This is a genomic window from Rhodanobacter hydrolyticus, from assembly GCF_044904645.1.
In genome coordinates this window covers 4,291,143-4,312,719 of sequence record NZ_JADIKK010000008.1, presented here as the reverse complement: position 1 = coordinate 4,312,719, position 21,577 = coordinate 4,291,143, and the positions used below count along the sequence as shown (strand labels likewise).

Genomic DNA, 21,577 nt, shown 5'->3' with positions numbered 1-21,577 from the left:
AAATGAAAAAGCCACCTGAGCGAATCATTCGCTTAGGTGGCTGTATTGGTGGAGGTGGCGGGAGTCGAACCCGCGTCCGAAGGCGCTTGACGCCCGGTACTACATGCTTAGCTCACCGTTGAATCTCGTCCCGCGACAGCACGATGTGCGAAGCGCATCGAAGGACCAGCCTGCTTGATTTAACCCTTACCGACAGGCGGCAGCTTCGGGCGATCTCGTGATAATGACCCTACACCGGCGAGCACGAGCACAAGCGGGTTCGGGGCTAGGCCTTAAGCGGCCAGAGCGTAGTTGTCGTCGTTGGCAACTATAAGTTTGCTGCTGGATTAACGAGGAAAGCTGCCCCCTCGGCATGCACCAAGCCATCTCACTACCCCCGTCGAAGCCAGTACACCCCCGGGGAAACGGTATGGCCGCTCAAGTATATGGGGTCGCGACGTATTGCATCAATGCGATCGCATTGCTGGGGCTCTGCAAAGCCGCCCCCACCTGGGCTAGGGCACAACTACGTTGAAATGTGCCCCTCCCATCCGCCGCAGGCGTCCGATGCGTGACCGCCTCGCTGCGAACTAAATCCAGACCAACTGAACCGAAGCCGGCTTTCACCTCCCGTCCACGCTTTTATTCAGACCACCGTCTGGAATGCGATGGTCTCATTTGTTCTGTCAGAGCCGACAGACGGTCTATCCATCGCAAACACCGAACCGTGAGCTTTCCCTGCCGGCACGACCCTGCCCCATCATCAAGGAGTGCATCATGAGCAAACGCCTGCTTCCCCTGTTGATTGGACTGTCGATTGGCGGTGTCGCCTTCGCGCAAACCCAGCCTTCGCCAACGTCGCCGCCTACGCCAATGGCCGCGTCGTCCATGACCCACACCACCACGACCACCACCACAAGCACTTGGTCTACGCAGCCGCCCAATGGGGCCATGAGCGAGAACGCTATCAAGACCGCGATCGCCGATGCCGGCTACAAGGAAGTGAAAGACCTGGAATTCAAGGACGGTGTGTGGCGCAGCAAGGCTCGTGGCGGCAACAAGAAGTGGGTCAAGCTTGCGGTCGGCCCCGTTTCCGGCCGCGTCTATCCTACCGATGCACCGTCCAAGCTCGACGAAGACGAGGTCAGCGCCAAGCTGACTGCCGCCGGCTACCAGAACGTCAAGGACGTGAAGTTCGATCACGGCTTGTGGAGTGCAAAGGCGAAGTCCAATGATGGACATAGCGTCGAATTGCTGGCCGATCCCAATGACGGCAGCGTAGTCGCTCAGTCACACGGATGATCCGACACTTCGCACCTGACAGCGTTATGTCGGGCCGATAATTCCGGCGCACAAAAAAGCCCCGCTGTGCGGGGCTTTTTCATGAAGCGGAGCGGGCTCTTACATTTCCACGCAGTCGAAGCGGCGATCGGCATCCACCTCGGCGCCATAGTCCACGTCGTTGCGGTCGAAGCCGAAAAGCTTGAGAAACTCGTGCTTGTAGCCGTCGTAGTCCGTGACCTCGCGCAGCGTCTCGGTGGTAACGGTGGGCCAGAGCGCTTTGCAGGCATCCTGCACGTCCTCGCGCAGTTCCCAGTCGTCGAGGCGTACGCGACCATCGTCGTCAGTAGGCACCGCAGCCCCGTCGGCCCGGTAGAGACGATCATGGAACAGGCGGTTGATCTGTTCGATGCAACCTTCGTGGATACCCTTGCTCTTCATCACGCGGAAGGCGATGGAGACGTACAGGGGGATCACCGGGATCGCGGCACTGGCCTGGGTGACCACCGACTTCATCACGCCCACGCGGGCATCCAGCCCGGCATGGCCCCCGCGCAACGCCTTGGCGGTGTTGTCGAGGTGCTGCTTGGCCTGGCCCAGCGTGCCGTGCCAGTACATCGGCCAGGTGATCTCGGTGCCGATGTAGCTGTAGGCGATGGTCTTTGCATTCGGCGCCAGCACGCCAGCGTTGCCCAGCGCCTCGATCCACAGCGCCCAATCCTCGCCCCCCATCACGGTGACGGTGTCCTTGATCTCCTGCTCGGTGGCTGGCTCAACGCTGGCCTGGATCACCGTGTCCTTGTTGGTATCGACGGAGCTCGCCGTGAACGTGTCGCCAATCGTCTTGAGCGCGGAGCGCACCACCTCGCCGGAGTCCGGCAGCTTGCGCACAGGAGATGCCAGCGAATAGACGACGAGATCGATCTGGCCGCCCATCTCGTTCCTGATGATCTCGATGGCGCGTTCGCGGGTCGCGTTGGCGAAGGCGTCGCCGTTGATGGACTTCGCGTACAGGCCGGCGTTCTTGGCGAACTTGTCGAACGCCGCAGCGTTGTACCAGCCGGCAGTACCGGGCTTGTCCTCGCTGCTTGGCTTCTCGAAGAACACTCCCAGTGTGGCGGCACCATAACCGAAGGCGGCGGTGATGCGCGAAGCGAGGCCGTAGCCGGTGGAGGCTCCGATCACCAGCACGCGCTTCGGGCCCTTGCCGTCGTCATGGATGGCGGACTTGGTGGTGGCGATCTGCTCGGCCACGTTGAGCTCGCAACCGACCGGATGGGCCGTGACACAGATGAAGCCGCGCACTTTGGGTTTGATGATCACAGGAACTCGCTCCGCAAGGGAATTGCAAAGCGGCATCTTAGCGAAGGTGGGGCAACATGCGCTGCGGTAGGGAAATCGGCCCTGGTCTCGGCCCTTCCGAAGCCAGGCCACGACTCCCCCAGGCGAGAGAAGCTAAGGCTGCATCGCCCGCACCAAGGCGCGCACCTGCTCGACATCGCTGCGCAGCTCCCCGCCTTGCATGTCGCCGAGCCGTGGCGGCTGATGGCGCATGCCGGAAGGCAATTGCCGCTTGGCTGAGGCGTGGATTTCGTGCGCCCCGGTGGCCGCGGCGAGCGCGGCAATGTTGCGGTCGGTGACGCCCGCCCCGGGCATGATGCTGATGCGGCCGTGGGCCTGCGCGATCAACTCGCGTATCAGCGGAGCGCCTTCCATCGCGCTGGCCTGGCCGCCCGAAGTAAGCACGCGCTCGCAACCCAGGGCGATCACGTCGCCCAGCGCGCGATGCGGGTCGCTCGCGAGATCGAAGGCGCGATGGAAGGTAACGCCGATATGGCCCGCCGCAGCGATCAGGCCGTAGCAGCGCTCCATGTCCACGTCGCCATCGGCATCCAGAGCACCCAGCACCACGCCGTCGCAACCCAGCGCCACGCAGGTTTCGATGTCGCGGCGCATGGCCTCGCATTCGTCGTCGTCATAAAGGAAATCGCCGGCACGCGGCCGGATAAGCACGTACAGCGGGATGCGCACCCGCTCGCGCGCCATCGCGATGGTGGCGTGCGAAGGAGTAAGGCCGCCGAGCTCCAGCGCGGCGCACAGTTCCACCCGCCCTGCCCCGCCGGCCTGTGCAGCCAGCGCGGAGGCCACCGAATTGGCAGAGACTTCGAGGATCATGAGTAGCTCGTGGTATAGACGCTGGCCGAAGGCAGCAACGCGTCCTGCTTCTTTGCGTCGCACACGGCGTAGGTGAAGCCATGCTGGATCGCGTAGGCGCCCACTTCGCCCTCCTTGTTCATGGCGAGGAAGCCGACCTGCAGTGTCTTGGTGGCCTCAGGGCGGCGCTTGATGATGCGCATCACCGCCTCCTTGCAGGCCTCGGTAGGCGTGCGGCCCTGGCGCATCAGCTCCACCACCAGGAAGCTTCCAGCGTTGCGGATCACTTCTTCGCCAACGCCGGTGGACGTGGCACCGCCGACATCGCCGTCCACGTACAGGCCGGCACCGATAATTGGACTGTCACCGACGCGACCGCGCATCTTCCACGCCATGCCGCTGGTGGTGCAGGCACCAGCCAGCTTGCCGTGCGCGTCCAGCGCGAGCATGCCGATGGTGTCGTGGTTGTCCTTGCCGCCGGGCAGGCCGAGATTCGTCTTGCCGTAATCGCGCACTTCGCTGTTGATCGACGGCTCGTAGTGCGCCGTCTTCAGCCATTCGTGCCAGGCCTTTTCGGATTCGGGCGTGAGCAGATGCTCCTTCTTGAAGCCCTGCTCCAGCGCGAACTGCAGCGCGCCGTCGCCGACCAGCAACACGTGCGGCGTGCGCTCCATCACGCGCCGGGCCACCGAGATCGGATGGGCGATGTGTTCGATCGCGGCGACCGCGCCACAGTTGCCCTCGGCGTCCATGATGCTGGCATCGAGGCTGACGTGGCCGTCGCGATCCGGATAACCCGCGCGGCCCACGCTGTGGTTCTTGAGATCGGCCTCCGGGACGCGTACGCCGGTTTCGACCGCATCCAACGCATGGCCGCCCTGGCCCAGGACAGTCCACGCCGCCTGGTTCGCCGCCACGCCGAAATCCCAGGTGGAAGCCACGCGCACGATGCCGGGCTGGCCCGTGGCACCCGTTGCGCCCGAGGAAGCAGCCGCGGCAAGCGGCTTGGCCATCGCTAGCGCTGATGCGCCAAGCAAGGAAGTCTTGAGGAATTGTCGCCGGTCAGTCATGTCTATTCCTTCGTTTTTGCGATCGTCCATGGTCGCGGAGATCAAACGGACAGTCGTCCGTGGCTGCATTCTTATTTTTTGCGATCGTCATGGTGATGAGATCAAACGAGTAGCCGTCCGTGGCCGCTTTTTTCAAATCTGGCGATCGCGCCGCGGAAACCATGTGCGGTTGCCCATGGTCACACTTCTCAAAGCAAAAAGCCCCGCGCCTGGGCGCGGGGCTCGACTTCATTGCATGGCCGAAGCAAGGCCGGCCCATGGAGATCAACCCGCGATTTCGACGCCCGAAGCCTGGGCGCCTTTCGGGCCCTGAGTGACTTCGAACTTCACGCGCTGGCCTTCCTGCAGGCTGCGGAAGCCCTTGGAATTGATCGCCGAGAAATGGACGAACACGTCCTCCCCACCGTCCTCGGGCGCGATGAAACCGAAGCCCTTGGCGTCGTTGAACCACTTGACCGTACCGAAACGCATTGCTGGAACCTCTGGAAGCATGGACAGGATGCACCCGACCGAGCTCGAACCATCCCCCTGGCTCACCGTCCTGGTGCCTGGGAAGTATCCGCATGATCCGGGGCAAAGCGCAATATGCGCGGACCGATTCGCGGCTTGCCCGCACACTCCGCGCAAGATGCTGCGCAACGCGGTAATGCGCTAATGCGCGATCAGGCGCGCAGCATCGCCTCCAACAGGCGTGGCACTTCGGCGGTGGCGGCGGCGAGATGGGCGAAGATTTCCTCGATGCTGATTTCGGCCTCGTCGCCGCAACCGGCGGCGAAATTCGCCACCAGGGCGAGGCAGGCGTATTCCAGCGAGAGTTCGCGCGCCAGCGAGGCTTCGGGCATGCCGGTCATGCCGACCAGGTCGCAACCATCGCGCCGCATGCGCGCGATCTCGGCACGGGTTTCCAACCGTGGTCCTTGCGTGGCGCCGTAGCAGCCGCCATCGATTACCGCGATGCCGGTCTTGCGCGCGGCCTGCAGCAGGCGATGGCGCAGCGAAGCGGTGTACGGCTCGCTGAAATCGATGTGGTTCACCTCGGCTCCCTCGATGTCGCAGAAGCTGGTGTAGCGGCCATGGGTGTAGTCGATCAGCTGATCGGGCACCACGATGGCGCGCGGCCCCATGTCGGAACGGATACCGCCTACGGCGTTGACGCCGATCACCGCGCGCGCACCGAGCTGGTGCAGCGCCCAGAGATTGGCGCGGTAGTTCACCCGGTGCGGCGGCAGGCTGTGGCTCTCGCCGTGGCGCGCAAGGAAGGCCACGCGCTTACCCGCGAAATCACCCAGCACCACCTCACCCGAGGCCACACCGAACGGTGTCCCCACCGCATGCCGGCTGGTGTTTTCCAGGCCCGGAAACTTGTACAGGCCACTGCCGCCGATCACGGCCAGGTCAATCAGGTGGTTGCTCATGCGAAGGTTCCGAGGAAGTTGTGAAGGTGACGCGCCAGCAGTTCGCGGGTGCGCTCGTCCGCCAGCCGGCCATCGGCGATCTTGGTGTGCGCCTGGAATACCAGGACTTCGCCTTGCGGTTCGACCACAGCACCGGCACGGCGCAGCACCAGCCGCAACTGATCCTGCGCGCGCACCGTACCGGTGATGCCCGGGCTGGCCCCGAAGATGCAGGCACGCTTGCCTGCCAGCGGCGCGACCGTCCTGGCAATGCCTGGCCGCGAGACCCAGTCGATGGCGTTCTTCAGCACGCCGGTGATGCCGCCGTTGTATTCGGGGCAGGCCAGCAGCAACGCATCCGCTCGGGTCACCGCCTCCTTCAACGCGGCGACCGACGCGGGGTCACCCTGCTCCTCCACGTCCTGGTCGAACAGCGGCAAGCCGTGCAGGTCGTGGATGGCAAGGGTCGTGCCCACTGGCAGCAGTTCCTGCGCGGCATGCAACAGCGCCGTGTTGAACGAAGCCCGGCGCAGGCTGCCGGAGATGCCCAGAATGTTCATGCACGAGTTCCCAGGAAGTGCTGCTCAACGCAATGCGTAGATCGCCGGCAGATTGCGACCCTGCTCGTGGTAGTCCATGCCATAACCGAACACGTAGCGGTCGGGCAAGACCACGCCGTTGAAGTCGGAGGTGACGCCCTCAGCCAGGCGATCGTGATCCTTGCAGCACAGGCTGGCGATCAGCACGCGCCTGGCGCCGCGGTGCAGGCAGTCATCGCGCACGGCCTTCAGCGTATGGCCTTCGTCGAGGATGTCGTCCACCAGCAATACGGTACGACCGGCGAGATCCACCGTCGGCTCGCGCAGCCAATGCAGATCGCTACCGCTGGTCGCACCGCGGTAGCGGGTGGCATGCACGTAGTCGAATTCGAGATCCGTGCGTATCGTCAGCGCGAGCTGGCCGGCGAACATCAGGGCGCCGTTCATCACGGTAAGGAACACCGCGCGCTCGCCGTCCAGCGCGGCATCGATGCGTCGACCGAGCTCGGCGATCACGGTTTCCAGTTCGGCGCGCTCGAACAGCACGTCGGCGTTCGCCAGTGCATCTCTCAAGGATGGAAGCTTGTCGTTCATGCATTGGCCTGCGTGGCGTCCAGCGCCGTGATGCGCGCGACGAAGCGGTCGCGCTGCGGGTTGTCGGTGAGGCTGTCCCAACTGGCGCCGATGGCGCCGCGCAATGCCGCCAGCCGTTCGGGATGCGCAGGCACGCGGCGTGCGACGGCCGCGATGGCTTCGTCCACCACGTCGGGGAAACAGGTCAGCACGAGGTCGCAGCCAGCGTCCAGATGGCCATGCACTCGCTCGGCCACGCCACCAGCGACGCCCGCGGCAGCCATGCTGATGTCGTCGCTGATCGCCGCGCCGGCAAAACCCAGTTCGCCGCGCAGGATTTCGATGGTCCATTTGCGCGAATAGCCCGCCGGCTGGGCGTCCACAGCGGGATAGACCACGTGCGCCATCATCACCGCCTCCACCCGCGCGGCGATGCACTCGACGAACGGGCGCAGATCATCGCGGCGGATCAGTTCCAGCGGCCGCGCATCGACCGCCTGCGCCTTGTGCGTATCCACCGCGATCGAGCCATGGCCGGGGAAATGCTTGAGCACCGCGGCCATGCCAGCGAGATGCATGCCGCGCACGTAGGCCGCGGCGAGTTCGGCGGCCACGGCGGGATCGGCGTGGAAAGCACGCGCGCCGATGGCCGCGTTGCCACGCGCCAGGTCCGCCACCGGTGCGAAGCTGAAGTCGACGCCGCAGGCGCGCAACTCGCTGGCCATCACCCAGGCGTGCTCCTCGGCGAGACGCACCGCCTCGATGGGGTCGCAGTCGTATACCTCGCCGATGCGCGCCAGCGCCGGCAGGCGGGTGAAGCCCTCGCGGAAGCGCTGTACCGGGCCGCCCTCCTGATCCACCGCGACCAGCAGGTGCTCGCCGCCGATCTCGCGGATGGATTCACACAGGGCCATCAATTGCGCACGGTCGGCATAGTTGCGCGCGAACAGGATCACGCCCGCCACGCCAGGGGCACCAAGCCATGCGCGTTCACGCTCGGCGACTTCGAGTCCGGCCAGGCCGATCAGCAGCATCAGGCATTCGCTCCATCGTTGGCGTCGCGCTCGGCAGCCGTCCAGCGGACATACGGGTGCGCGATCAGGTTGACGTTGTAATAGCGCGCCAGTGCACTCACCTCGCGACCCAGCCATGAGGGTCGCGGGAATGGCGCATCCACCGACGGCAGTTCCACCTCGGCCACTACCAGGCCGGCATTGTCGCCCAGAAACTCGTCGATCTCGAACAGCACGCCTTCCACCGTGACGTGGTGGCGCCGTTTGCCCAGCACGCCATCGCACAAAGTCGCCAGCAGCGCATCGGCATCGCCGGGCGGAATAGCGTAATCGTATTCGGCGCGTTCGATGCCCAGTCGCGCGGCCTTGATGTTGAGCCACGCTTCGTCGCCCGCGCGGCGCACGCGCACCGAACCGCGCGCGTTCCCTGCCGCAAGCGCTGCCGCACCGACCAGATAGCCCTGTGCAATGTGCTCGCTGTACGAAACCTGCGCACGCCAGCCGTCGTCGCGCAGGAGGAATTTGCGTTCGATCTCTATACCCATGGTTCGGCGCCAGCAGTCTGCAGAATCCCACTCACAAGGTGCGGCGTTGGCAAGGGTGCGGCCATGGATCGCCGCCGCCCGATCTTCGCATGCATGGACAAAAGCACGGGCATCACCTCTCGAACACGGCGATGGATTCGACATGCGCCGTATGCGGAAACATGTCCATCACTCCGGCTGCGCTGAGCTTGAAGCCGTGCTGATTGACCAGAATGCCGGCATCGCGTGCCAGCGAAGCGGGATGGCAGGAAACATAGACGATGCGCCGCGTGGCCTTGTGCGGCAGGTAGGCCAACACCTGGTCGGCGCCGGCGCGTGGCGGATCGAGCAACAGCTTGTCCCAAGGCTGGCACGCCCAGTCTGTACCGCGCTGGTCCTCGAACAGGTTGGCGACGTGGAAGCCCGCGTTGGCGATGCCATTGCGCCGGGCGTTTTCGCCCGCTCGCTCGACCAGGCCGTGTTCGCCTTCCACACCCGCCACCTCGGCCACCCGGCGCGCGATGGGCAGGGTGAAGTTGCCCAGGCCGCAGAACAGGTCGAGCACGCGGTCGGTGGGCTGCGGATCGAGCAATTCCATCGCGCGCGCCATCATGCGCCGGTTCATGCCGGCATTGACCTGTACGAAATCCAGGGGCCGGAATTCCAGTTCCACATCTTCCGCGCCGCCACCCGGCGACAGCTTGAACGCCAGCCTGGGCGCCTCCGGCCACAACGGATGCACGCTGCTCACGCCACCTGGCTGCAGATAGATGGCAAAGCCGTGCTGCTGGCCGAAGGCGATGAGTGCGGCGCGGTCGCCATCGCTCAATGGCTGCAGGTGGCGGAACACCAGCGCCACGGTGTCGTCGCCGGCGGCGAATTCGATCTGCGCGATGTCGGCAGCGGCGTCCAGTGAACCGACCAGCTCACCGAGCAGTTCGATCTTCGTACCCAACGCAGGATGCACCACGTCGCAATGACGGATATCGGCCACATAGCGCGGGTTGGCCTCCTCGCGGAACCCGACCAGCACACGTCCCTTCTTCGCCACGGCCCGCACGGAAAGACGGCCTTTGCGGCGATAACCCCAGGGTTCGTCCACCAAGGGTGGAAGCCAACCGGATGGCTCAACCTTGCCGATGCGCGCGAAGTTGTCGGCCAGCACGCGCTGCTTGGCGATGATCTGCGCGGCCGCATCCAGGTGTTGCAGCGAGCAGCCGCCGCACACGCCGAAGTGGGGGCATTTCGGTTCGACCCGATGTGGCGAGGCCATGAGAACCTCGACCGCCTCTGCCTCGTCGAAATGGCGATGGCGCTTACGGATGCGCAACCGCACCCTCTCGCCTTCGAGCGCACCGGCGACGAATACCGCCTTGCCATCGATGCGGGCCACCCCACGGCCATCGTGGGCGAGGTCGGCGATGTCGGCTTCAATCTCCGCGACGGGCGCGCGGGAACGGGAGTTGGATCGGGACATGTCTGCGAGGTTTCAACACGGCAGGAGCAGACCGGGCATTATCGCCGATTCGAGGGTCAGTGAGCCGTCGGCGCACGGCTGCTTGCGGCTTCGTGCAGGCGTCGCTGCAAGGTGGGCCAATCCACCTTGGTCTGGCGGCCGAGCAACTGCAAGTGCGGCAAGCCACTGCCATCGATGATGGTGTAACCGTCCTCCTCGTTCGCCAACCCGCCCATCAGACAGACTCCGCTTTGCAACGTGCAAGCCAGGCCGATGCGTTTGTAGCTGAAGTTTCTGAACAGTTTCAGCATTGCACCCTGCAGACCGTTGGCCACGCCGCCGCCGCTCAAAGCGGCGAGGTTGTTCACCGCGCGCTGACTGATGCGTCCGCCGCCGTCGGCCAGCAGCGATGCCTTGAATGTGACGGGATGCCAGTCCACCAGGCGCAGGTCATCGACGGCACCATGCAGTCGCCCGGTTATGGCGCCGATGTCGAACACGCTGGTGAACGCCGCCAGATCGAGCTGGTCGAACTTGAAGTCGCCGGCCAGCACCGGCGCGTCGCCAAACGGCTGCTGCAATGAAAGATGCGTAGCTTCCACGGTGCCGCCGAACACGCCTGCCACGAGGCTGCCATCCAGCTCCAGGCGATCATTGGCCCAGCGCAGCGAAGGAAAGGTACCGGCTAGCGTGCCTGGGATGATCGGCCAATCCAGCATGCGGCTGAGGTCTGCCATGTCCACGCCGGCGACGGCAAGGCTGGCAATGATGCGCTGTCCCCTTGCCGGCGCTGGACGCCAATCCAGGCTGGTCAACCGCACCTCGCCCTTCAGCATGGGCATGGCGAGCGGCTGCGACAGGATCAGGCTGCCACCGCGATCCCGCCAGTGCGATGTCGCGGCGGCCACGGAAATTCGACGGAGCTGCAGTCCTTGCCAGGCCAGCGTAGTGGCGGGGCGATCGTCTTGCGACGACCAGTCCAGGCCGCCATGCAGTCCGCTCACTGCAAAACGCCCTTCGCCATCGGCCAAGTCGAGCCCGTCGGTATCGAATGCGAAGGCATGCAGACCGTCGCTGCGCCAGTCGATGCTGCCGGCGACGCGCCCGGCGATGCGCGCGTCGCGCAGGCCCAGCGTGGCCAGCCAAGCCTGACCATAGCGCTGGCTGGCCAGCGGGAAATTCGCCTGGAAACGATTCAGTTGCAGTTTCTGCAGCTTGCCCCTGGCATCGAACGCCATCGCACCATCGAGCTGCAGTGCATCCATATCGTCGATATAGAGCTTCTGCAATTCGACTGTACCCTGGCGGGTGCGCACATCCACATCCAATTGCACCGGATGCGCTGGCAGCTTCGCGTAGAACGGGCCCAGCAGCAGCTCGCCCCCCTCCAGGTTGCACTGAACGTTTACCCTGCGGCCATCCGCACTGTTGTCGAAACCAAAGCGCCCGCTGCCGGCCACACCCTGCCCTGCCATCGCGTTGCTAGGCGTGTCGAAGCCCACGGCATCCAGCGTGAACTGGCCGGACGACTGCACGCTTGCATCCTCCACATCCAGCGCAAGGTCGGCATCCACGTGACCGCTGGTGAGTCGCGCCGGCCACAAGCGCCCCAACACACCTTGCAACCAGCCGGCGGGCAACTGGTGCAGGCTGATCTTTGCGTGGCTGGGCTGGTCCAGCGGCAGCCATGCGTTGGCCAGTGCTTTGTCCTGCTGCACTTCGACCTGCATGGTGTCGGCGTCGGGATCCAACACCCAAGTCAGCTGCGCATCGGCCAACGCGCCGCCAGGCGCTCCACGCAGTTGCACCCGGCCGTCGAACACCCAACGTAATTGCGCATCGCGTTGCAGACGACCTTCGAGATGCAGACCCACGTGGCGCCAACCCATCGCGGCAACGTCGGCTTGGCTCGCCTGCAATTGCAGATGCAGGCCGCCGGCTGGGTCCTCGCCGAGTTGCGCGTTCACGTCCTGCAGGCGAAGGCCCGGCAGATCGATCTGCTTAGCGGCGACCGTGACGTCAGCACGCGCGGTCGGCAGCAGGCCCAGGCCGAGCAGCAGGAACAGGCACAACAGCAGGTGGCTTGAAGTCGCACGCATGTCCGTCCATTCTGCCAAACAACAGCTGAACCAAGGAGACGGTCATGCCGGCCCAACCCGCCGATCTCTCGCCACGCGTGCTGGTGGCCGACGACGATGCGGCCAGCCGCCGCTTCCTGTGCGATGGCCTGCATTCGCTGGGCGCCGAGGCCTGGGAGTGTGTCGACGGCACGCAAGCCTTGCAATTGGCCCGAGAGCAGGCATTCGACCTGCTGCTGCTCGATTGCCGCATGCCCGGTGCAGGTGCACGCGAGGTGCTGGCGGCACTGCACGCGAACGGTGGCGCCTCCGCCAGTTGCCTTGCCGTCGCCAGTTCCGCCGAGCTGGGCATCGCCGAACGGCGCGAACTGCTGGCCGGCGGCTTTCACGAGGTGCTGCGCAAGCCCTGTGGCATCGCCGAGCTGCAGCGCCTGCTGGCCCTGTTGCCTGGCACCGTTCCCGTGCTGGACAACGAAGCAGCGTTGCGTGCCAGTGGCGATGCCGCCACCATGCAGGCGCTGCGCAGTCTGCTGCGCGATGAACTCGCTCAACTGCACTGCGACCTGGGTCAGGTCGGCCGGGATGACTCGGCGCTGGGCGATCGTCTGCACCGGTTGCGCTCGTCCTGCGGCTTCTGCGGCGCCACTGCACTGGCGATCGAGGCGGAACACCTGCAACGGCGGCTCCGCGAATCCCCTTCTGCGCCCCTCAAGGCTATCGAACAGTTCCGCACCGCCTTGCAGGTCACATTGCAGGCACTGGATATTTGACCTCAGCGTTGCGGTTGCACGCCGGCCAGCACCCGCCAGGCGCGCAACTCGCCACCGCCGAGGTGGTAGCGGATCACCTCGCGCATCAGGTGGCGCAAGGCAGCCATCCCTGCGCGATCCGGCATGCGGTCATCAGCCAGTGCCTGCAAGTCGGCACCACGCACGGCGTGAGGCGTTCCCGGGGTGCAACGCAGCGCTCCCTGTTCGACGTCGTAACGGTAATGCGCCTGCACCTGCAGAGTGCTCTCGCCATCAGCCTCGTGCTGCAACTGCAATCCGTAGCCGATGGCTTCCAGCAGGTCGCGCTCGAAACGGCGCAGCGTCCATGCCACCGGTTCACCGGCAGCCAGCCGCGTCAGTGTCCGCGCATAGGCGTCGAACAGCACCGGCTGTGCGTCCTGCCGTGCGGTGAGCCGCACCACCAGCTCGTTGAGGTAGAGCCCGGCAAAACCATGGTCGCCAGCCAGCCGCAACGGCATGCCCACCACTTCGGCGCCGGCCAGCGTGGACAACTCGCCGCGCAGCACCAGATCCAGTGCCAGAGTCTGGAACGGTTCCAACTGCGAACGGCGCAGGCGCGCCCGCTCGCCACGTGCCCCGCGCGCAACCACGCCCAGCCGGCCATGGTCCCGCGTCAGGCATTCGAGCAGCAGCGATGTTTCGCGGTAAGGCCGCGCATGCAACACATATGCGGGTTGCTGGTCGAGGCGCATCGCAGCCTGGCATGCCTCAGTCGGTGTAGCCGAACTTCTTCAGCATCGCCTCGTCGTCGACCCAGCCCTCGCGCACCTTCACCCACAGCTTGAGGAAGACCTTGCGCTCGAACAGGCGCTCCATGTGGCGGCGCGCGGCCGTGCCGATCGCCTTGAGCTGGGCACCCCCCTGGCCGATCACGATGGCCTTTTGGCCATCGCGTTCCACCCAGATCACGGCGTGGATTTCGGCGATGCCATCAGGGCGGTCGTTGAACTGCTCGATTTCCACCGTGGTGGCGTAAGGCAGTTCTTGGTCGAGCCGCAGCATCAACTGCTCGCGCACCATCTCCGCAGCAAGGAAACGCTCGCTGCGGTCGGTGATCTCGTCTTCGCCGTAAACCGGTGCACGCACCGGCAGGCGGCCGAGGATGGCGCGCTCCAGCTCAGCCAGGCCCTTCTTCTTCAATGCACTGACGTAGTGGATCTCGTCGTAGACATGGCTCTCGCTGAGCGAGGCCACGAATGGCAGCAGGGCGCCCTTGTCCTTGCTCAAGTCCACCTTGTTGATGACCAGGATACGCGGCGCCTTCTGTTCGGTGAGTGCGGCATACAGCGCCTCGTCCTCGTCGGTCCAGCGGCCGGCCTCGATCACCTGCACCACCAGATCCACATCGCTGATCGCCGCCCGTGCGGCACGGTTGAGGCTGCGGTTCATCGCCCGTTTGGCGCCGCGATGCAGGCCAGGCGTATCGACATAAAGGATCTGCCCCGCCTCGCTGCTGGCAATGCCAAGGATGCGATGGCGCGTGGTCTGCGGACGCGGGCTGACGATGGAGAGGCGGAAGCCGATCATCGCGTTGAGCAGGGTCGACTTGCCCACGTTTGGCCGGCCGGCGAGCGCGACCAGGCCACAGCGATAGTCGTCGTGTGGCAGCGCGGCGTCAGCTTCGGTTTCGAGGGTGTGATCCATGGATGACGACTACTGAAAGGAATGCAGGCATTGTAGTGCGCCTGACGGTGATCTAGGCGGCACGCGCCGCATGTTCAGGTGTTGCGCGCCTGCGCGGTCAGTCGAGCCAGCACGATCTCCGCGGCGTCCTGCTCCGCCTGGCGGCGATTGGAGCCACTGGCTTCGGCGCTATGCACTTGCGGCTCGCTCACCGTACAGCGCACGTCGAAGGTCTTGGCGTGGTCCTCGCCATGGCTGTCGATCAATTCGTACTGCGGCAACGCATGGCCATGGCCTTGCAACCATTCCTGCAAGCGTGTCTTGGCGTCCTTGGAAGAACGCGGCAATGCGCCGACGCGCTCGCCAAACAGTTCGCGTACCACCTGTCGGCACGCCTCAAGGCCGCCATCGAGGAAAACTGCCGCCAGCGAGGCTTCGAATGCATCGGCCAGGATGGAGTCGCGACGGAAACCACCGCTCTTCAATTCACCGGGGCCGAGCGTCAGCGCATTGCCCAGCTCGAGTTTTCGCGCGATTTCCGCCAATGCCTGGCCGTTGACCAGCTGCGCGCGAAGACGCGACAACTCGCCTTCGCTGGCTTTGGGATGCGCCTCGTAAAGCATCTCGGCGACAAAGGCGCCGAGCAGCGCGTCGCCGAGGAACTCCATGCGCTCGTTGTTCGGCTTGCCGACGCTGCGATGGGTCAGCGCCAGCGCGGCAAGCGCGGGGTCTCGGAAACGATAGTTCAGGGGCAAGCGAATCGGCTCACTGGTTCACGTTACCCTGCAGTGGCACACTTTTCTGGAAGTGCAGCAGGAAATCGATGTTGTACAGGAACGGAATGTCCTTGTCGTAGGACACGTTCAGCGAATTGGTACCGCCGTTATTGCGACTGATCGTGATATCGGTCGGCTTGATGGTGGCGTCATTCACATATTGGAAATCCATCCGACGAAGCAGTTCGCGACGAATCTCGTCCAGCGACTGGCCACTGGTACCGGAGCTGGCTATGCCGCTCATCGCCTTCACCACCCCGCCGTATTCGGTGTAGGCAGGCACCAGCTTCATCGCCATGTAGCCGAAGAAACCCACCACCAACAGGATCATCAGAAACCCGATAAGGGTCACACCCGACTGTTTCGTTTTCATAGTCCCCTCGCCATGCGGCCAGCCAGGCCGATTGTGGATGCGTGCGACGGCCGCACCCCACGCAGCCGCTCGTGGCGATTATGCCAGCGGTGGAGCGCCTTGCACGTGCTGTCGCATCACATCAATGGATGATCCTGCCAATGCGATGGAAATCCACACCGCCGGTGCCCCAGCCCTTCCAGCTCATCCAGATCATGAAGGCCTTGCCCGCCAGGTTCTTCTCCGGCAGGCAGCCCCACCAACGGCTGTCGGTGCTGTTGTTGCGGTTGTCGCCCATCACCAGGTAGCAGCCCGGCGGCACCTTGGACGGCACCACCGGGTTCGGGATCGAGTTGGGCGTGGTATAGGCCGGCATGCGCGCGATGGTGTGGTTGACCACTTTGCCGTCCTCGCGCACCAGGTGTTCGGTCCAGACCGTGGCGCCCATGTCCAGCATCAGCCGGTCTTCGTCGCGCTGCGGGTTGCCCACGAAGGGGCCGATTTCATCGGCCTGCACCGGTTTGCCGTTGACGAGCAGGTCGGAACCCTGGACTTCCAGCGTGTCGCCGGGCAGGCCGATCACGCGTTTGATCCAGTTCTGGTTCTGCACCGGCAGCATCGTGCTCGGGCAACTTTGCTCCGAGCCGACAGCCGGCGAGCCATTGCCTTCGTCGCCTCCGACGCGAATCAGCGAACCATCCGGCCGGCGGCACAGGTAACCCGGGAACCGGAATACCACCACATCGCCGCGCTTGGGCTCGCCAAGGTCGAGGAACTTGGTGTTGAACGCGGGCATGCGCAGGCCATAGGCGAACTTGTTGACCAGGATGAAATCGCCTACGTCCAGCGTCGGCATCATCGAGCCGGAGGGGATGCGGAACGGCTCGGCCACGAAGGAACGCAGCAGCAACACCACCAGCACCACCGGGAACAACGAACGCGCCCAGTCCACCGCTACCGGATCGACGTACTCGCTGCCCGTCGCGTCCAGTCTTGCCTTGCGCTTCTTGTAGAAGAACAGCCGGTCCAGTCCCCACACCACACCGAACAATACGGTGAGGGCCAGCAGGATGGCGGAAAAGTCGAATTCCATGCTTGCTCCTGAGAGTGCCGCTTCTTATTTGTCTGTACGCAACACGGCGAGGAAGGCTTCCTGCGGAATCTCCACCCGGCCGACCTGCTTCATGCGCTTCTTGCCTTCTTTCTGCTTTTCCAGGAGCTTCTTCTTGCGGCTGACGTCGCCGCCGTAGCACTTGGCAAGCACGTTCTTGCGCAACGCTTTCACCGTCGAGCGCGCAATGATCTGCGCGCCGATCGCCGCCTGGATCGCCACATCGAACTGCTGGCGCGGGATCAGATCCTTCATGCGCTCCACCAGCTCGCGACCGCGGCGATCCGCATGCGTACGGTGCACGATCAGCGAAAGCGCGTCCACGCGGTCGCCGTTGATCAGCACGTCCACGCGCGCGAAGGGACCGGCGTCGAAGCGCTCGAAGTGGTAATCCATCGAGGCATAGCCGCGCGACACGGACTTCAGGCGGTCGAAGAAGTCCAGCACCACCTCGGCCAGCGGCAGCTCGTAGGTGATCTGCACCTGGGTGGCCAGGTACTGGATCGAGCGCTGCACGCCGCGCTTCTCCTCGCACAGTGTGATGATGTTGCCGATGTAGTCCGGCGGGGTGAGGATGCTGGCCACGATGATCGGCTCGCGGATCTCGTCGATCTGCGGCACCGGCGGCAGCTTGGCCGGATTGTCCAGCGCCAGCACCGTACCGTCGGTCTTCAGCACCTCGTACACCACGGTGGGCGCGGTGGTGATGAGGTTGAGGTCGTACTCACGCTCCAGCCGTTCCTGCACGATTTCCATGTGCAGCATGCCGAGGAAGCCGCAGCGGAAACCGAAGCCCATCGCCTCGGAGCTTTCCGGCTCGAAGAACAGCGCGGCGTCATTGAGGCGCAGCTTGTCCAGCGCTTCGCGCATGGCTGGAAAGTCGTCCGCCGAGACGGGGAACAGGCCGGCAAACACGCGCGGCTGCATGGTCTGGAAGCCGGGCAACGGTTCGGAAGCAGGCTTGCCAGCATGCGTAAGCGTGTCGCCAACCGGCGCGCCATGCACGTCCTTGATCGAGGCGTTGATCCAACCCACCTCGCCCGCCGCAAGCTTGTCCAGCTTCTTGCGCTTGGGCGTGAACACGCCCACGTCATCCACTTCGTGCACGCGGCCGGTGGACATCACCAGCAGCTTGTCGCCCGGCTTGATCTCGCCTTGCATCACGCGCACCAGCGACACCACGCCGAGGTAGTTGTCGAACCACGAGTCGATGATCAGCGCCTGCAGCTTGTCGGTGTCGCGCGGCTTCGGTGGCGGGATGCGCGCCACGATGGCTTCCAGCACCTCGGTCACGTTGAGGCCGGTCTTGGCGCTGATCGCCACCGCGTCGATGGCATCGATGCCGATCACCGCCTCGATCTCGCCTTTCACCTTGTCGATGTCGGCAGTGGGCAGGTCGATCTTGTTGAGAACAGGCACCACTTCCAGCCCCATCTCCACCGCCGTGTAGCAGTTGGCGACGGACTGCGCCTCCACGCCCTGTGCGGCGTCCACCACCAGCAGCGCGCCTTCGCAGGCGGCCAGCGAACGGCTCACCTCGTAGCTGAAATCCACATGGCCGGGGGTGTCGATGAAGTTGAGCTGGTAGGTCTTGCCGTCGCGAGCCTTGTACGGCAGCGACACCGACTGTGCCTTGATCGTGATGCCACGCTCGCGTTCGATCGGGTTGTTGTCGAGCACCTGCGCTTCCATCTCGCGCTCGGCCAGGCCACCGCAGATCTGGATGATGCGATCCGCCAGCGTGGACTTGCCGTGGTCGATGTGGGCGATGATGGAGAAATTGCGGATCAGTTCCATGGAGCGCGGACAGCCAGCCTTACCTTGGGGATGCCGCCGGTAGGGCGACATGAACCCCCTATTGTCGCATGGAACCGTGGTGGTGCGAGGCGCACCGGCCGATCAAGCCGGCGCGCGCGCCACCCTCACTTGCCGCCCGGCACTGTCAGGCCGATGAAGCCGTTCTGGCCATTGCGGCGCACCAGCAGCAGCACGGTGGAATCGGCCTTCACGTCCTTGGTGGCGGCCCGGAACGCCTCTACGCTGCCTACCGGCTGCTGATTCACCATCAGGATCACGTCGCCCGGCTGCAGGCCGGCCTGCGCTGCCAGATCGCCCGTGACATCGCCCACCAACACGCCCTGCCCAGGTTTCAGGCCAGCCTGCTTGCGTGTGGCATCGTCCAACGACTGTACGGTGATGCCCAGCATGCTGGAGCCGCTGCTGCCTGGATTTGGCGCGGCGCCGCTGCTGTCTACCGAATCCTTGTCACGCGCCATCGCACCGACGGTGACCTGCACGGTCTTCCTGCTGCCGTTGCGCAGGATCTCCAAGGGCACCCGGGTGCCCGGCTTGGTCATGGCGACCAGCGGCGGCAAATCCGCAGGATCGTGGATGGCCTGCCCGTTGTAATTAAGGATGATGTCACCGTTCTGGATACCCGCCTTGTCGGCACTGCCGCCAGAGGTGACATCCGCCACCGCTGCGCCGGAGGCATCCGGCAATTTGTAGGCTTTCTCCATGTCGTCACTCACCGCCGACACCTGCACGCCGAGCTGGCCGCGTGTCACGTACCCCTTGGTCTTGAGCTGATCCACCGCACTCATCGCAACGTCGATGGGGATGGAGAACGCCACGCCCTGGTATCCCCCCGTGCTGGAGTAGATCTGCGAATTGACACCCACTACCTGGCCCTGCAGGTTGAACAGCGGACCGCCGGAATTACCTCGGTTGATCGGTACGTCGGTCTGAATGAAAGAGGTGTAGGGTTGGTCCTGGCTGCCCAGGTTGCGGCCCACCGCGCTCACGATGCCCTGGGTCACGGTGTAGTCGAAGCCGAACGGCGAGCCCATCGCCAAGACCCATTGGCCGGGCTTGAGGCTGCGCGAATCGCCGATGCTCACCGTGGGCAGACTGCTGCTCGTGTTCACCTTGAGCAGGGCAATGTCGTAAGTGGCATCGGTACCCACCACTTTGGCGTCGAGAATGCGCCGGTCCTGCAGGCGCACGATCACCTTGTCCGCGTCGGCAACGACGTGATTGTTGGTAAGGATGTAGCCATCGCCGGAAATGATGAAACCGGAACCCAGCGACGTGTGCGCCTGCTCCGCCGGCGACGGCATCATCGGCATGCCGAAGAAGCGGCGAAGGATCTCGGCCTGCGGGTCGTCCGGCATGCCGCCCTGCCCCTGCCGGCCACGCACGCTTGGCTTGTCGTGGCCATCGTACTTCGCCTCCACCTGCACCACGGCAGGCGCGTTCTTCTGCACGATGCCCGTGAAATCGGGCAGCGACAAAGCCGTGGACGGGGCAGACTGGGCCGGCGCATCAGGCACGACAAAGGCCGTGCCGGCCAAGGCGCAACACAGCAGTATGCTCAAGCGGGTGCTGCGCAGGATGGACGAATGCATGACTCCTCCTTTGGTTGAACTCGGGCAATGGAACAGGCATGCCTCACCCGCGACCCGGATCGGGCCGTGTGTGGGTGAAGACATTTGGAACGGCGATCCGACTGCGCAGCGGACACGCGGACCGGCCTTACTGCGCGCTGACGGTACCCTGGCGCAGGGCATTCGGCGCCGGCTGCTGGGCCGGATCGAGCAGGATCAGGTAACTGCCATCGTGGTTATCCAGCGTGCGGTAGCGTTGCACGGGAAATGGCGAAGCGTTGCTGCCGTAAGGCGAGAAACGGGAACTGGCCGGCGCACCCAAGGTGGCCGAGGCCTGCTGGCTGAGTAGGCCAGGTGTGTTGCCGCTCAACCACTGCGGTACCACCGCTACCTCGGGCTGTGGCGCCGTGGTCGGCAGGCTGTGCGCCGGGGCACCAGCCGTAGCCCGGGCAGTGAGCGGGGCCGCATGCCGATCAGCATTGCCGGCAGGCTGGGAAACCATCAACGCCGCGGCGGCCACACCGGCGGCAATGGCGCCACCAGCCGACCACCGCAACCAACGATGATGTCGCGGTGCCGCAACCGCGACTGCCACGGAATCTTGCTCGATAGCCAACATCACCCGCGAGGCGAAGCCTGATCCGGCCAGTGGCGGCAACTGCCGGCGCAAGCCGTCGCGAACCACGTGATAGCTAACCCAAGTGCGCTGCAGCTCGATGTCGTGGTCAAGCCGGCGCAGCAGGAAGCGCAGTTCCTCGTGCGCCAGCTCGCCATCGATGCCGGCCGAAAGATGTTCACGCGCGTGCTGGTCAGGCTGGTTCATGTCGTTTCCTCGCCACCCGTCAACAACGGGCGCAATTTTTCGTCGATCGCCTCACGGGCCCGGAAGATGCGCGAACGCACCGTGCCGATGGGGCAGCCCATTTGTTCGGCAATTTCCTCGTAACTCAAGCCGTCCACCTCGCGCAGCGTAATGGCCACCCGCAGTTCCTCGGGCAGGGCTTGGACAGTGGAAAATACCGAACGTTCAATTTCCTGCCGCATCAATTCGCGTTCAGGGGTGGCGCTGTCGTGCATGCGTTCGGCACCGCTCAGGAACACGGCCTCCTCGGCATCGATATCGTCGGTGGGCGGCCGACGGCCCATCGCCACCAGATGGTTCTTGGCCGTATTCACCGCGATCTTGTAGAGCCAGGTGTAGAACGCGCTGTCGCCACGGAACGAGCCGATCGCCCGCCAAGCGCGTATGAAGGACTCCTGGGCGATGTCCTCGCATTCGGCATGGCTCTTCACATAACGCGAAACCAGCCCCACCACCTTGTGCTGGTATTTGCGCACCAGCAGGTCGAAAGCACGCTTGTCGCCGCCCTGCACGCGTTCGACCAGAGCCCGATCCACTTCGTTTTCGCCCGTACGGGCCGTTTCCGTCGTCAATGCCATGTCCCGCTGCGAAGCCTATGCCAGATCGAGCGCGCTG

At 64.6% G+C, this 21,577-nt stretch carries 22 protein-coding genes and 1 other RNA gene; 2 read left to right on the top strand and 21 right to left on the bottom strand.

Annotated features, from left to right (window positions below; all coding sequences use genetic code 11):
- Window positions 1–46 precede the first annotated feature (46 nt).
- Window positions 47–398: a transfer-messenger RNA gene (gene ssrA / locus ISP25_RS21835) on the bottom strand.
- A 358-nt stretch (window positions 399–756) separates the two neighbouring features.
- Here ssrA and ISP25_RS21830 point away from each other — a divergent pair.
- The gene (locus tag ISP25_RS21830; RefSeq protein WP_404611673.1) at window positions 757–1,281 is read left to right on the top strand and encodes a PepSY domain-containing protein; all 525 of its coding nucleotides are present in this window, start codon (window positions 757–759) and stop codon (window positions 1,279–1,281) included.
- 99 nt (window positions 1,282–1,380) lie between these two features.
- On the opposite strand, the gene fabV is transcribed toward ISP25_RS21830, so the two are convergent.
- From fabV to ISP25_RS21775, 11 genes are all read right to left on the bottom strand, one after another.
- Window positions 1,381–2,583, bottom strand: coding sequence for an enoyl-ACP reductase FabV (gene fabV, locus ISP25_RS21825; protein ID WP_404611671.1), 1,203 nt, complete (start codon window positions 2,581–2,583; stop codon window positions 1,381–1,383).
- A gap of 132 nt (window positions 2,584–2,715) precedes the next feature.
- Complete coding sequence (locus ISP25_RS21820; RefSeq protein ID WP_404611670.1) at window positions 2,716–3,435, bottom strand: copper homeostasis protein CutC; 720 nt, start codon at window positions 3,433–3,435, stop codon at window positions 2,716–2,718.
- On the bottom strand, window positions 3,432–4,427 hold the full coding sequence (locus ISP25_RS21815; RefSeq protein WP_404612072.1) for a N(4)-(beta-N-acetylglucosaminyl)-L-asparaginase: 996 nt from the start codon (window positions 4,425–4,427) through the stop codon (window positions 3,432–3,434). The genes ISP25_RS21820 and ISP25_RS21815 overlap by 4 nt, the downstream gene beginning before the upstream one ends.
- A gap of 321 nt (window positions 4,428–4,748) precedes the next feature.
- Complete coding sequence (locus ISP25_RS21810; RefSeq protein ID WP_049620931.1) at window positions 4,749–4,955, bottom strand: cold-shock protein; 207 nt, start codon at window positions 4,953–4,955, stop codon at window positions 4,749–4,751.
- Between the two features lie 191 nt (window positions 4,956–5,146).
- The gene (locus tag ISP25_RS21805) at window positions 5,147–5,899 is read right to left on the bottom strand and encodes an S-methyl-5'-thioinosine phosphorylase (protein ID WP_192157614.1); all 753 of its coding nucleotides are present in this window, start codon (window positions 5,897–5,899) and stop codon (window positions 5,147–5,149) included.
- Window positions 5,896–6,438, bottom strand: a complete 543-nt coding sequence (locus ISP25_RS21800) for an NADPH-dependent FMN reductase (protein WP_404611667.1) — start codon at window positions 6,436–6,438, stop codon at window positions 5,896–5,898. The genes ISP25_RS21805 and ISP25_RS21800 overlap by 4 nt, the downstream gene beginning before the upstream one ends.
- 24 nt (window positions 6,439–6,462) lie before the next feature.
- Entirely contained in the window at window positions 6,463–7,011 is a 549-nt protein-coding gene (locus tag ISP25_RS21795) for a hypoxanthine-guanine phosphoribosyltransferase (protein ID WP_192157617.1), read from the bottom strand.
- The gene (nagZ, locus tag ISP25_RS21790) at window positions 7,008–8,024 is read right to left on the bottom strand and encodes a beta-N-acetylhexosaminidase (RefSeq protein WP_404611665.1); all 1,017 of its coding nucleotides are present in this window, start codon (window positions 8,022–8,024) and stop codon (window positions 7,008–7,010) included. The genes ISP25_RS21795 and nagZ overlap by 4 nt, the downstream gene beginning before the upstream one ends.
- On the bottom strand, window positions 8,024–8,548 hold the full coding sequence (locus ISP25_RS21785) for a CYTH domain-containing protein (protein ID WP_404611663.1): 525 nt from the start codon (window positions 8,546–8,548) through the stop codon (window positions 8,024–8,026). The genes nagZ and ISP25_RS21785 overlap by 1 nt, the downstream gene beginning before the upstream one ends.
- Before the next feature lie 112 nt (window positions 8,549–8,660).
- The gene (gene rlmD / locus ISP25_RS21780; RefSeq protein ID WP_404611661.1) at window positions 8,661–10,004 is read right to left on the bottom strand and encodes a 23S rRNA (uracil(1939)-C(5))-methyltransferase RlmD; all 1,344 of its coding nucleotides are present in this window, start codon (window positions 10,002–10,004) and stop codon (window positions 8,661–8,663) included.
- Window positions 10,005–10,060: 56 nt separating this feature from the next.
- A complete protein-coding gene (locus ISP25_RS21775; protein ID WP_404611659.1) occupies window positions 10,061–12,082 on the bottom strand; it encodes a hypothetical protein in 2,022 nt (673 codons plus the stop codon).
- Window positions 12,083–12,126: 44 nt separating this feature from the next.
- On the opposite strand from ISP25_RS21775, the gene ISP25_RS21770 reads away from it, so the two are divergent.
- Window positions 12,127–12,831 carry a response regulator gene (locus ISP25_RS21770; protein ID WP_404611657.1) on the top strand — a complete coding sequence of 235 codons (705 nt, stop codon included), beginning with the start codon at window positions 12,127–12,129 and terminating at the stop codon, window positions 12,829–12,831.
- Window positions 12,832–12,833: 2 nt separating this feature from the next.
- Here ISP25_RS21770 and recO read toward each other — a convergent pair whose 3' ends face one another.
- From recO to rpoE, 9 genes are all read right to left on the bottom strand, one after another.
- A complete protein-coding gene (recO, locus tag ISP25_RS21765; RefSeq protein ID WP_404611655.1) occupies window positions 12,834–13,544 on the bottom strand; it encodes a DNA repair protein RecO in 711 nt (236 codons plus the stop codon).
- A gap of 16 nt (window positions 13,545–13,560) precedes the next feature.
- On the bottom strand, window positions 13,561–14,496 hold the full coding sequence (era, locus tag ISP25_RS21760) for a GTPase Era (RefSeq protein WP_404611653.1): 936 nt from the start codon (window positions 14,494–14,496) through the stop codon (window positions 13,561–13,563).
- Between the two features lie 74 nt (window positions 14,497–14,570).
- Window positions 14,571–15,230 carry a ribonuclease III gene (rnc, locus tag ISP25_RS21755; RefSeq protein WP_404611651.1) on the bottom strand — a complete coding sequence of 220 codons (660 nt, stop codon included), beginning with the start codon at window positions 15,228–15,230 and terminating at the stop codon, window positions 14,571–14,573.
- 10 nt (window positions 15,231–15,240) lie between these two features.
- Window positions 15,241–15,624 (bottom strand): DUF4845 domain-containing protein, encoded by a 384-nt coding sequence (locus tag ISP25_RS21750; protein WP_404611649.1) that lies wholly within the window; start codon window positions 15,622–15,624, stop codon window positions 15,241–15,243.
- A 121-nt stretch (window positions 15,625–15,745) separates the two neighbouring features.
- Window positions 15,746–16,696 (bottom strand): signal peptidase I, encoded by a 951-nt coding sequence (gene lepB / locus ISP25_RS21745; protein ID WP_404611647.1) that lies wholly within the window; start codon window positions 16,694–16,696, stop codon window positions 15,746–15,748.
- A gap of 24 nt (window positions 16,697–16,720) precedes the next feature.
- Complete coding sequence (gene lepA, locus ISP25_RS21740; RefSeq protein WP_192157639.1) at window positions 16,721–18,511, bottom strand: translation elongation factor 4; 1,791 nt, start codon at window positions 18,509–18,511, stop codon at window positions 16,721–16,723.
- Window positions 18,512–18,636: 125 nt separating this feature from the next.
- Window positions 18,637–20,121: a DegQ family serine endoprotease gene (locus ISP25_RS21735; RefSeq protein ID WP_404611645.1), complete on the bottom strand. Its 1,485-nt coding sequence runs from the start codon at window positions 20,119–20,121 to the stop codon at window positions 18,637–18,639.
- Window positions 20,122–20,248: 127 nt separating this feature from the next.
- Complete coding sequence (locus ISP25_RS21730) at window positions 20,249–20,923, bottom strand: sigma-E factor negative regulatory protein (RefSeq protein ID WP_404611643.1); 675 nt, start codon at window positions 20,921–20,923, stop codon at window positions 20,249–20,251.
- Window positions 20,920–21,540, bottom strand: coding sequence for an RNA polymerase sigma factor RpoE (rpoE, locus tag ISP25_RS21725; RefSeq protein ID WP_192157645.1), 621 nt, complete (start codon window positions 21,538–21,540; stop codon window positions 20,920–20,922). The genes ISP25_RS21730 and rpoE overlap by 4 nt, the downstream gene beginning before the upstream one ends.
- Window positions 21,541–21,577: the final 37 nt, after the last annotated feature.